The 12,474-nt window shown below is 54.9% G+C and carries 9 protein-coding genes and 1 pseudogene; 4 read left to right on the top strand and 6 right to left on the bottom strand.

The features are described from left to right. Nucleotides 1-230: pseudogene (locus RTY00_RS09755) on the bottom strand (FAD:protein FMN transferase ApbE); the annotation flags it as partial. A 402-nt stretch (nt 231-632) separates the two neighbouring features. Between RTY00_RS09755 and RTY00_RS09745 the strand changes: the two are divergent. Further along, a complete protein-coding gene (locus RTY00_RS09745) occupies nt 633-791 on the top strand; it encodes a hypothetical protein (RefSeq protein ID WP_008105090.1) in 159 nt (52 codons plus the stop codon). A 3-nt stretch (nt 792-794) separates the two neighbouring features. Here the strand turns inward: RTY00_RS09745 and RTY00_RS09740 are convergent, their stop codons facing one another. Further along, nucleotides 795-1,250, bottom strand: a complete 456-nt coding sequence (locus RTY00_RS09740) for a nuclear transport factor 2 family protein (RefSeq protein ID WP_312664282.1) — start codon at nt 1,248-1,250, stop codon at nt 795-797. 94 nt (nt 1,251-1,344) lie between these two features. Here RTY00_RS09740 and RTY00_RS09735 point away from each other — a divergent pair, with 94 nt between their 5' ends. Then, nucleotides 1,345-1,908: a helix-turn-helix domain-containing protein gene (locus RTY00_RS09735; RefSeq protein ID WP_312664281.1), complete on the top strand. Its 564-nt coding sequence runs from the start codon at nt 1,345-1,347 to the stop codon at nt 1,906-1,908. Nucleotides 1,909-1,932: 24 nt separating this feature from the next. On the opposite strand, the gene ompC is transcribed toward RTY00_RS09735, so the two are convergent. From ompC to RTY00_RS09715, 4 genes are all read right to left on the bottom strand, one after another. Then, on the bottom strand, nt 1,933-3,042 hold the full coding sequence (ompC, locus tag RTY00_RS09730; protein ID WP_312664280.1) for a porin OmpC: 1,110 nt from the start codon (nt 3,040-3,042) through the stop codon (nt 1,933-1,935). A 597-nt stretch (nt 3,043-3,639) separates the two neighbouring features. Further along, entirely contained in the window at nt 3,640-4,809 is a 1,170-nt protein-coding gene (locus RTY00_RS09725) for an HlyD family efflux transporter periplasmic adaptor subunit (protein WP_312664279.1), read from the bottom strand. Further along, entirely contained in the window at nt 4,806-6,938 is a 2,133-nt protein-coding gene (locus RTY00_RS09720; protein WP_312664278.1) for a type I secretion system permease/ATPase, read from the bottom strand. The genes RTY00_RS09725 and RTY00_RS09720 overlap by 4 nt, the downstream gene beginning before the upstream one ends. 72 nt (nt 6,939-7,010) lie before the next feature. Continuing rightward, nucleotides 7,011-8,471, bottom strand: coding sequence for an Ig-like domain-containing protein (locus RTY00_RS09715; protein ID WP_312664277.1), 1,461 nt, complete (start codon nt 8,469-8,471; stop codon nt 7,011-7,013). 560 nt (nt 8,472-9,031) lie between these two features. On the opposite strand from RTY00_RS09715, the gene RTY00_RS09710 reads away from it, so the two are divergent. Beyond that, entirely contained in the window at nt 9,032-10,186 is a 1,155-nt protein-coding gene (locus RTY00_RS09710) for an MFS transporter (RefSeq protein ID WP_312664276.1), read from the top strand. A 23-nt stretch (nt 10,187-10,209) separates the two neighbouring features. After that, nucleotides 10,210-12,474, top strand: a 2,265-nt coding sequence (gene rcsD / locus RTY00_RS09705) for a phosphotransferase RcsD (protein ID WP_312664284.1), incomplete at its 3' end; no start/stop codon positions are given.

Raw genomic sequence — 12,474 nt, 5'->3', positions numbered from 1 at the left:
ACCGAATCGCTTTTCCACGTCGAGAGTTCGCCGTCATCGCGATCAAGCTGTTGCTGGATCAGCTGTTGCAACGCCGCTTTACGCTGCGGATCAACGCCGGCGACGCTGACGCGCCACACGGTGCCCATGGTTTTGCCTTCCAGCACCAGCGCGGGTTGGCTGCTGTTTTTTTCGCAACCGCTGAGTCCCAATGCCAACAGGCTAATTAGCAGAATATTCTGAAAACGCATCAATTCCTCATCTGTAACGCATTACTACAGCCAATTACAAAGCATAACTCGCTTGTAAAGCAGTCTAAAGCTGCTTGATGTTCGATAAACGCTGACACAGGATAAGCGGTTCCTGCAACGTTATGCCTACAGGAGCATCAGATGGTTTATATGATTGTCGCAATTACCGCCGGGCTGTTTATTTATGGCAGCTTCAAATGTTGGCAGGCTTACCGCCATCGCCTGATTCAGCACTATCCTGCACGCCGACGTTAAATTTTTGCACCAGAAAATCACCCTTCTGCACCGCTTCAGCGCTGGCGCAGTGTAGCAAAGTCGCTGCAAGGCGCGTGGCGCTGAGAGCGGTGCGCTGGCATGAATGCTGCATTGTTGAAGATGAGTTGAACTTCAGCGAGGTGCAGAATGGAAAATACTAAAACACAAAACAGTAAATGGCAGCACTGGCTTAGCTTCTCCGCCTTTACGCTGGCGGGTGTCGCGATGGAAGGCAGCCTGACCGCCATCACCAACCCGCCGCCGCAACCGGCGCCCAAAGCCAAAAAATGGCGCGGTATCCAATAATCGCTACAACCCCAACTCACTCAGGCCCGGATGATCGTCCGGGCGCGTGCCAGCTGGCCAGTGGAACAGACGCTGGTCTGCGCGGATCGGCAGATCGTTGATGCAGGCGAATCGCTGAATCATCAAACCATCGGCGCCAAAGTGCCAGTTCTCATTGCCATAGCTGCGGAACCAGTTACCGCTGTCATCATGCCATTCATATGCAAAGCGCACCGCCAGCTTATCTTCGTGCCACGCCCATAACTCTTTGATCAGTCGATAATCCAACTCTCTGACCCATTTGCGCTGCAGGAAGGTCACGACTTCTGCACGTCCATTGACGAACTCACTGCGATTGCGCCAGCGCGTGTCTTCGCTGTACACCAGCGAAACACGCTGCGCATCGCAGCTGTTCCAGGCATCTTCCGCCATTCGGACTTTCTGTAACGCGGTTTGTTGATTGAACGGTGGCACCACCATGTTATTTCTCCCGATTATGTAGACAGGTCTGTCTACTTGATTCATCCTGCCGCATGTAGACAATTCTGTCTACATGCACACAAGGAATTTTTTTATGCTTGAACCTCTGATCTTTGATGCCAGCGCATCCGCGCGCGATCGTATCTTGCTGTGCGCGCAGCAGTTGTTTTACCAACAGGGCATTCGCGCCACCGGCGTAGATAAGGTGATTGCAGAAGCGGGCGTGACCAAAGTGACTTTCTATCGTCACTTTCCGGCGAAGAATGCGCTGGTACTGGCGTTTTTACAGCAGCGCCATCAGCGCTGGATGCTGGCGTTTTGCAGTGCGTTGAATCAGCACGCAGCATTGATCGATGCCCTGCCCGCCGCATTACTGAGCTGGTTCAGGGATGACGATTATCGCGGCTGTGCGTTTATCAATACCGCTGCGGAACTGGGCAGCACGTTACCGGAAGCCAGCGAAATTATTCGTCAGCATAAACGTGAGATGGCGCAGGCGATAAGCGACAAGTTGATGCCTGAGCAGCAGGTAAAAACGGCGCAGATGGTGTTGCTGGTTGAGGGCGCGATTGTGCAGGTACAGATTGGCGAGGATGCGGAACAGGTGGTCGAGGTGCTGCGTGCCGCGCTGGATGCGCTGCTGAAAACGGGAGCGTGACCGGCAAGTCACGCTCCATCACCCTTAGAACTGGTAAACCAAGCCCAGCGCTACGACGTCGTCGGTATTGATACCTGCTGCGTCGGTGAAGTTGTTGTCGTCCAGCAGGTTGATCTGGTAATCAACGTAGGTCGACATGTTTTTGTTGAAGTAATAAGTTGCGCCTACATCAATGTATTTCTTCAGGTTCTGGCTGCCGTAACCTTCGATATCAGTCCCGCGAGAAGAGACGAATGCCAGAGATGGACGCAGGCCGAAGTCGAACTGGTACTGTGCCACCAATTCCCAGTTATCTGCTTTGTTAGCGTAACCGTAAGCGCTTCCGTCGCTTGTACCAAAGCGAGTGGCGTTGTACGAACGGCTGTACATCGCGGCCAGGTAAACGTTGTTAGCGTCATACTTCAGCGCACCGCTGTAAGCTTCGGCTTTATCGCCATGGCCCAGAATGCCCGAAGTGGTGCTGTTCTGGTTGTTGGTACGGTCAGACTGGAACATCGCTGCACCAATACCGAAGCCTGAACCCAGATCATAAGTGGTGCTCAGACCGTAGCCGTCACCGTTCTCGCCCAGCACATCACGGCCAGAAGAGGATTCGGTTGGGTTGTCGTTTTTGCCTTGATACTGAACCGCGAAGTTCCAGCCATCGACTAAACCGAAGAAGTTGGTATTACGATAGGTTGCGAGGCCGTTGCTGCGCTGGAAAAGGAAGTTGTCCGCGCCGTAGGTATCGCCACCGAACTCTGGCAGAACGTCAGTCCATGCGCCGAGATCGTACATCACGCCGTAGTTACGGCCGTAATCGAATGAACCTGCATCACCAAATTTCAAACCGGCAAAACCAACACGCGTGAAGCTGTTAGCGGTGCCTTCGCTTTCTGCAGTGTTCAGTGCAGCCTGGTATTCCCACTGGCCGTAACCGGTCAGCTGATCGGTCACCTGAGTTTCACCTTTGAAGCCAAAACGCAGGTAAGACTGGTCACCGTCTGAGCTAGAGTTATCAGAGAAATAATGCAGACCATCCACTTTTCCGTAGAGGTCTAATTTGTTGCCATCTTTGTTGTAAATTTCAGCTGCGCTTGCTGATCCTGCAACCAGCAATGCAGGAATCATCAGGGAGAGAACGCGACGTTTCATTTTATTACCCTCTTTAATGTGCCTTTATTTTTGCCACTGCGAGCTGAACGATTAAAAATTCAGCCGGCAAGCCATTGTTATTTTATGTTGGGCAATAATCTATCACGAAAATGCTACTAAATTTCCAAAACTGTTTCATTCTATTTAATAGTTATTTCAGGATGTAAATATCGGGGAGCTAATAACCAGCACAGATAGATAAAAAATATAGCACTTTTTGCAAACATATAATTTAATCGTTTAAAAACATAAAATTACACGAGTTACATTTCAGCACTGAATGACAAAACTCTTACCTATCCAGAGCATACAATTATCCCCGCTATCATCATTTATTTCATTATTATCTTCATTCACCCCGAATGATTTGATTTACCCTAATTTCCCGCCGGGCTAGATTGCCCGGCATTTTTTTGCCCGAAATTCAGGTATCACCTTATATTGCGTAAAGTTAATTATGCGGGTTAAATTAACCACAATAATCGCCGCGCATTATTTGCCTCTTTCCGCACATTTTGTTCAATTCATAGTCTTAAAATGGCAATGTTAATTTCGGCACGTAACAAAGATCGCTGCAATAATAGCCGGCGCAGATTATCAACGCTCGCGCAGTGATTCCTTCGCTTTATTCAGCGGCTTAAGTAAATAATCCATGACGGTTTTCTGACCGGTTTTAATTTCAACATTGGCCACCATGCCGGGCATGATGGCGAACTTGCGTCCGCTTTTATTAGTCAGCTCGGCTTTTTGCGTGCGCACATAGACGCGATAGTAAAATTCGTCGTGCCGCACGTCGTCCTGCAACGTATCGGGCGAAACGGTTTCGACTTCTCCGCGCAGATCGCCATAGATGGAAGCGTCGTAGGCGGTGATGTTCACCACCGCAGGTAAACCCGGCCGAATGTAGCCGATATCGCGCGGATTGATGCGCGTCTCAATCAGCAGCTGATCCTCCAGCGGCACAATCTCCATCAGCTTGCCACCCGGCTCCAGCACGCCGCCCACGGTGGTGACGCGCACATCTTTCACAATGCCGCGCACCGGCGAAATCAACGTGGTGCGCGTCAGCAGATCCTGTTTGCCCGCCGCCACCTGCAATTGCGCATCCAGCTCACCGTTGTTCTTCACCTGCTCTTCATGAGCGCGCACGTAATAATCGTTGCGCGCTTCATCGATTTTGCCGCGCAGATCGCTCACCTGACGACGCAGGCGAATCACATCCACCTTGCCCGCCGCACCGCGCAGCATCAGCGGTTCCGTCACGTTGAGTTCTGCCTGCACCAGCGCGAGGGATTGCTGCAAATTGCCGATGGTCTCGATAAAGTTCTGCCGCCGTGCCTGATAGAGCTGCGTTTCACGCGCCACCAGCTCGGGATGTTGCAGGATATCGGCACTGAACTTCAGCGGCGTGTCGCTGAGTTCGGCCTGTAAACGTTCAGAGGAAGCCCGCAGCGTGCGCACCCGCGCAATCGCTTCACCAAAATTGGTTTGAAAGCGCGTGGGATCGAGCGTTGCCAGCACCTCGCCGTGCTGCACGATATTGCCTTCGTGCACATTGAGCTGTTTGACGATGCCGCCATCGAGGCTATCAATGATCTGCGCGCGGCTGGAAGGCGTGACTTTGCCGATGCCCACCGTCACTTCATCCAGCACCGCAAAGTACGCCCACAGCAGAAACAGCAGCAGCGCTACCACGCACAGCCAGATGATGGCCGAGGTGCGACGTTCACGCCGCGCCAGATCTTTATCCAGCAACACCACGCTCATGCCGCATCTCCTTTTTTACTGGCGGCATGACGCAGAATCTCGTCGCGCGCGCCATCAGCCACAATACGGCCGTTATCCATCACGATAATGCGATCAACCATGCGTAGCAGCGCGGGACGATGCGTGACCAGCACCAGCGTGCGCCCGGCTACCCATTGCGCCAGCTGACGAATCACCTGCGCTTCCAGCTGTTCATCCATCGCCGCCGTTGGTTCATCCAGCAAAACCACCTGAGGCTGGCGCAGAATCAGCCGACTGAGCAGCACCATTTGCCGCTGGCCGCCGGACAAGCCGCGTCCGCCTTCGTGAATAATGCGATCGAGGCTGGCGGCGTCCTGCTGCACCAGCGCTAACGCGCCGCTGATGCGCAGCGCCTGCAGCATCTCCTGCTCGCTGGCGTGAGGATTGCCGAGCAGCAGGTTCTGGCGCAGCGTACCGAAAAACAGCCGCGCATCCTGCGACAGCCAGCCAAGCTGACGCCGTAGATCGACCGGATCGATGCAGGTGAGATCGACGCCGTCCACCAGCACTTTTCCCTGGCTGGCGCGCGCCTGCCCGGCCAGCATTTTCAGCAGCGTCGATTTACCCGCTCCGACTTTACCGAGGATCGCCACGCGTTCGCCGGGCGTGATCTGCAACTGCGGAATGTTAAGCACGCTATTACCGCTCTCCTCTTCATAGCGGTAATGCACGTTTTGCAGCTGATAGCTGCCGGTCAGCACCGGACAGTGCGCCAGCGTGGCGTGATCGGGTTGGTCGAGCGGCTTCTTCAGCAGCTCATCCAGCCCTTTCATTGCCGATTTAGCATGCTGCCAACGCGAGAACACCATGGTGAGCTGCATCAGCGGCGCGATGGTGCGTGACGAGAGCAAGCTGCACGCCACAAGCGTGCCGGTGGTGATCTGATTATCGAGCACCAGATAGACACCAAACACCAACATCCCGGCATAGGTGAGCTGCTGCACGCTGGCCGACCAACCGGTGAGGCGCGCACCCCACAAACGTTGCTGATTGCTGATGGCCGCGCTGACTTCGTGCGTTTGCTCCCATTGCCGCTGAAAATAGGGTTCCGCTTGCAGCGCTTTGATGTCTTCAACGCCTTCGAGGGTTTCCACCAGCACCGCCTGACGCAGCGCGCTTTCACGTAGCCCTTCCTGCGCCAGCCGCGCCATTGGGATCTGCACCAGCAAGCCGGGAATGACAATCAGCGGAATCGCCAGTAATGGAATCAACACCAGCCAGCCGCCAATCGATGCCATGATCAGCAGAAACAGCAGCACAAACGGCAGGTCGGCGGCGGCATTCACCGTGGTGGAAGTCAGCAGTTCACGTACCTGATCAATTTCACGCAGTTGGGCAATAAAGGAGCCGGTGGAACGCGGACGCGCCTCGTTGCGGATAGTCATCGCCCGCGCGAACAGCAGGGCGGATATTTTCAGGTCGATGCGTTTGCCCATTAGATCAGAAACCTGGGTGCGCATCAGGCGAATCAGATACTCGATCGCCGCCGCCAGCACCACACCGGCAAACAGCACCCACAACGTCGGCTGCGACTGCGCCGGAATCACCCGATCGTAGACCTGCATGGAAAACAAAATGCCCGCCAGCGCCAGCACGTTACCGACCAGCGATGCCAGGCTGATTTCCGCGATGCGCCGCTTCATGCCACGAAAGTTATGCCAGAACCAGTGCGGCTGATACGGCTGCACAAACTCGTCGATGCGCGCATCGCGCGCCCGTGCCGCCACGCCAATCACGCCAACCTGCATGTCGGCCTGCAGTAACAAATCCTGCAGCTGACCTGTGCGCACCACATCGCCACTTTCACTCAGCCAGTAACGCACGCCACCTTTGCTATCCACCTCTTCTATCAACGCCACGCTGCCGTTTTCCAGCAGCAGCAATACCGGCACGATTTCCTGCCGCCAGCGCAATTTGCTATGTGGCACCAGCATGAAATGCAGGCCTAACAGCCCGGCTAAACGTTCTAATTGTTGCGCGGGTGCCAGATGTTGAAACCAGCGCATTTGCTGACGCAGCGTGCTGGCGTCTGCTGGTTTACCGAAGCGTGCCGCCACGCGCAGCATCGCCGCGATGCCGTTGTCGCTGTTGAAGGGTTGTGCAGTCATCCCTGTTGTCCCGTGAGAAATGAGAGTGAGCTGGCAACCGCTAGCCGAGGTCGCTAGCGGTTGATGGGCGGATTAAGCAAGGCTCTGAACCTGATGTTGCTGCAGATGATCGGCGAGGGTGTAGCTGCTATCGCTGGCGTTGTAGTGGTTTTCCGTGGCGCGCGCATCGCTGTGCGGAGCGGGGGCGCTGTCGCCTGACGGCTGATTCAGCGTAACGGTCGGCACCTGATGCGTGGCGACGGTGAACAGGTTCTCGATGATCTGTTTATCGTGATTGCCGTACTCATCCCAGCGCGTGGCCAGCGGCGACACTTCACCATCCGGCAGCGCCTGCAGATCGTCGGCGCTGATGGTCACCATGCCATTGACCGGCGTGTAGTTTTTGCCGTTGAGCGTCAGCTCCTTTACGCCTTCGAGATAGAAACTGAGATCGTGCTGTGCTTCCTGCTGACTCAGCGTGGTATCGCCGCCAATATTGATTTCGTAATAGATGTCTGGCAGTTGGGTGACCACGTTCAGTTCCAGCATTGCGTCAGTGCTGTTGCCAGCGCCAACCTGCGCATATACACGCACTTCGCCCAGTGAAATGAAATTCGCCACTTCAGTGGACGGAATCGTCACCTGCCAGTGACCATCGCTGCCAATCTGTGCGTGATAGACCGCATCACCGCTGCACAGCAACAGTTGCTGGCCCGGCACCATCACCGAGAGGTCGCCGCTAAAGGTGAGATCGTTTAGGCTCTCTTCTTTATTGATCACGTTGTCCGCGGTGACCTTATCGAAGCTGATGTGCGGCAAACTGCTGACGTGGGTAATTAAGGTGACATCCTGCTGATAAGCGGTGGTTTTGCCGTTGGGATCGGTGGCGCTGACTTTCAGGCTATAGACGCCATCCTGTAATGCCTGAAGATCATGTGAGGGAATGGCGGCGGTCCATTCGCCTTTGTCGTTAACGCCGCCGATATATTTTTGACCGGCTAAGATCACCGTAATGTGGCTGTTGGCTGGCATATGCGTGACGCTGCCGTGCACCTCCACGCCATAAATCCCTTCTGCCACGTTAACCGCGTTATCCCCGCTGATCGGATCTACCGTCAGCGTGGGCTTGATGGTTTTATCTACGTAAACCCCAAAGCCCACCTGCGTATCGGTGCTGTTACCGGCTTTGTCGGTGATGGTTAGCGTCAGCGAATAGGCGCCGTCGGCTAGTCCGTTGAGCACCGAAGGCGGCATCGAGGCATTCCAGTAACCCCATTTATTCACCGTGCTGTGCCAGCTTTCACCGTTAAAGCTCAGCGTCACGGTGGCACCGGGTTCGGATTCGGCGCGGCCGCGCAGGTGAATGTTCCTGCCGGATTCCCACGCGGCGATCACACCATCCATCGCAATGGGTTCATACGGACGTAGCGACGCGGGCGGCGTGGTATCCACGCTGCGCGTTTGCAGAGTTGAAGCGTCGTCTGCCACCGGATAAAGGCTGACCGCGGATTGCAGAATCGCCGCTAATTTTTGTTCTGATTGTCGTGAAGACATAGGTAACCTCGTTACAGGGAATGTATTGCAGCGGCCATTAAGCTTATTAATGATTTAAGCGTACCGGTGCGCCATACAGGCCGTTAATAAACGGTCCGCTTCGCCTGATGAAAACGGGTTACCTGCAGGTAACAAGGATTAAAATAAGACACAGCAAAACTCTCCCAATCGGGAGAAATAATCTCGATCTCGCTATATTCCGCATCGGGAGCCGATGGGATGACTAACATATCGGTTTTAGGTGGCCGCTGCCTATTGGCGAAAATCCGGAAATGCGTGCTTTGCGACAGCGCCAAAAAATTGACGTGTAAGCCGCGTGTGGCGCGGAATCTTTCATCAGTATACTGCATCATTCAGCATATAAAATTTTACTTAAGTCACTCCAGTTATGGTTGGCACATGCCAGGAAAGTTCTGGAAAAGCGCAGCGACGCGTGAAAAATCGGTAATATGCCTGTTTCTGGCGTTTAATCGCTGCCATCCGAATTGTCTGATGCGCGGTGTGACGCCCGCTTTGATGCTAAACTTCGTCGCTTCAATCGCTACTGAAAAATACTCTTTATGACAGCACTGGACGCCGCGCCGCACAATAAATTGCATCACCGTGTCAATCTTGGGACACGCATCGTTTTCCTCATCGCCGGATTGGGCATGTCCGCATGGGCACCGCTGGTGCCGTTCGCCAGCCAGCGTCTGGCGTTGAGCGGCGCGTCATTGGGCGGTTTGTTGCTGTGTTTAGGCATTGGATCGCTGGCGGCGATGCCGATTACCGGCGGTTTAATCGCGCGTTTCGGTGGTCGTCGGGTGATGTTGTGCTCCACGCTGGTGGTGCTGGCGGTGTTACCGCTGCTGGCAACTCTCGATGTGATGTGGCTGATGGCCGCCACCTTGATGGTGTTTGGTGCCGGACTCGGCATGCTGGATGTGGCGATGAACGTGCAGGCGGTGGAAGTGGAAAAAGCCGCGCGCAAGCCGATGATGTCCGGTTTCCACGGTTTCTTTAGCCTCGGCGGCATTATCGGTGCCGGTTCCGTCAGCCTGCTGCTCGGCAGCGGCCTGACGCCGCTGCAAGCGGTTGGCGCGGTGATGATGCTGATTGTGTTGCTGCTGGTATGGAGCCTGCCAACACTGATGACCGAACGCCTGCATCAGCCCGATCAGCCGTGGCTGGTGATCCCACGCGGCTGGGTGGCTTTCCTCGGTTTGCTCTGCTTTATTCTGTTTCTTGCCGAAGGCGCGGTGCTGGATTGGGGCGCGCTGTTGCTGCTGCAAAGCCCGGATATGAGCCCGGCACACGCCGGTTTGGGTTATGCGGTGTTCTCGGTGGCGATGACCATTGGTCGTCTGACCGGCGATAAAGTGATTCAACGCTTTGGCCGTTATCCGGTGATGTTGACCGGTGCGCTAGCCGCTGCAGCGGGCATGACGCTGGCGGTGTTGTTACCCTGGCCGCAAATTGCGCTGCTGGCTTTCCTGCTGGTGGGTTTTGGCCTCGCCAATACGGTGCCGATGTTGTTCAATGCTGCCGGGAATCAACACGATATGCCGTCGAATCTGGCGATTTCGGCCATGACAACGTTAGGCTATGCAGGTATTCTTTCAGGTCCGGCTTTAATCGGATTAATTTCCCAGTGGATCAGCCTGAGTGGTGCATTTTTGCTTATCGCTCTGCTACTGCTGGCCGTCGCTGCCAGTGCCCGACGGGTTGCGCGCTAATTCCATGATCCTGAGACACTATGCTGCCTTATAAATTTCCGCTGACATCCGGCAATGTAACGCGCTTTTTCGTGGTGTTTAACCTGGTGCTTTTTCTGGCGCTGGGCGCGATGGTGCACAACAGCGTTAATGCCTGGATTACAGAGAAGCGCTATGCGATGACCGATTTGGCGCGCGCGATGCAGAAACGCATCGATGCGTCGCGCTTCGCTACGTGGCAGATCTATGAAAACCTGGCCACCAGCGCCGCCGGATCGTCGCCGAACAGTAATCTTCAGGAAACCCGCCTGCGCCCGGATGTCTATTATCTGGAAAAAACCCGCCGCAAAACCGAAGCGCTGATTTTTGGTTCGCACGATAGCAGCACGCTGGATATGACCATGCGCATGTCCAACTATCTCGATACGCTGTGGGGCGCGGAAAATCCGACCTGGTCGATGTACTTCCTTAATGGTCAGGATAACAGCCTGATTATGATCTCCACGCTGCCGCTGAAAGACATGGCGACGCGTTATAAAGAGAGCGCGATTAATACGCTGGTTGATAGCCGCCGCGCCGAAATGTTGCAGCAGGCTAATGCGCTGGATGAGCGTGAAAGCTTCTCGCCGCTGCGTCATTTCGCCTGGCAGAACGATCACTACTTTACGCTGCGTACCACCTTCAATCAGCCGGGCCATTTAGCCACCGTCGTCGCATTTGATTTGCCGGTTAACGATCTGATCCCGCGCAATATGCCGCTGGAGAATTTCCAGCTGCGTCAGGACGCCACGCAAACTTCCACCACCGCCACCACCAGCGACGATACCAGCAGTGAAAGCACCCACGTGGCGCTGGTGAATCCGAATCTGGAGATCGCCGCATCGCTGCCAAGTACGTCGCTGCAGCTGGTGTATCGCGTGCCGCTCACCAGTCTGGCGCTGGATACGCTGCATAACCTGATGTGGCCGCTGCTGATCAACCTCGTGCTGTTTTTACTGTCGATTGCCGGCATCACGCTGCTGCGTCAGCAGTCGCTGCGCCCGAACGAAAACCAGAGCGCCGAGCTGGATTCGCTGCGCATGCTGAATGAAGAGATCGTGGCCAGCTTGCCGGTTGGTTTGCTGGTGTATGACTTCGCCACCAACCGCACGCTGCTCAGCAATAAAATTGCTGAACACCTGTTGCCGCACCTGAATTTGCAGAAAATCATCAATATGTCGGATCAGCATCAGGGTGTATTGCAGGCGACCATCAATAACGAAGTGTATGAGATTCGCCACGCGCGCAGCGTGCTGTCGCCGCATACCCAGCTGTTTATGATGCGCGATCAGGACCGCGAATTGCTGGTGAATAAGAAACTACAGAAGGCGCAACAGGTGCTGGATCGCAATCACCAGATGCGTCAGCAGTTGATGCACAATCTCGGTCATGCGCTTAATCGTCCGCTGCAAAGCATGGTTAAGCAGTTGGTACAACTCAGCCAGCGCGACGATGATGAAAGCGTGCTCGATCTGCTCGACGAGAGCCAGGGCTTGGCGCGTCTGGTCGATGACATCGTGCTGCTCAATCGTCTTGAAGCGCATGACTGGTCACCGGATGCCAGCGTGTTCAACCTGCAGGATATGCTGGATGAAATCGCGCTGGAAAGCCTGCCGCTGCTGCGCCGTAAAGGACTGGCTTTAGTGGTGAACAACCATTTAGCCAATGACGAGATGCGCTTTGGCGATCGTCGTGCATTACGTAAAGTGCTGACCACGTTGATGCACTATTCGCTGACTACCACGCGCTGGGGCAAGATTTCGCTGGAGATTAAAACCACTGAAGACAAGCCCAATCAGGTCTTGCTGCAGCTGGTGGATACCGGCTCTGGCTTAAGCGTCGATGAACTGGCGAATGTCGATTTCCCCTATCTTGGTGAAACCACGCAGGATCGTTTTGGCCAGGCGTCCGGCATGGCATTTTTCCTCTGTAAGCAGCTGTGCAAACAGATGGGCGGCCAGCTGGAGATCATCGCTAAACCTGATATCGGCACACGCTACAACATTCAGCTGCCGCTGGCGTTAGAGCAGCAAGGCGAGCAGGAAGAGAAACTGCTGGAAGGCGTGACCGCGTTGGTGGATATCGCCGTCGAAGATGTACACAAGATCGTTTGCCGCCACCTCGAAAACTGGGGAGCGAAATGCCTGACGTCGGATGAACGTTTAACCGGTCAGGATCATGATGTGCTGGTGACCGACGATCCCGCCCGCCTGAACGGTTGGGCGCTGTTACTGGCCGGTGACGAAATGGGTCACCACGCATTGAACGAT

It is taken from the genome of Pantoea sp. CTOTU49201, from assembly GCF_032054795.1.
Taxonomy (GTDB): Bacteria; Pseudomonadota; Gammaproteobacteria; order Enterobacterales; family Enterobacteriaceae; genus Pantoea; species Pantoea symbiotica.
The sequence above is the reverse complement of the archived record's forward strand: the minus strand, read 5'-3'. Positions and strand labels throughout refer to the sequence as shown.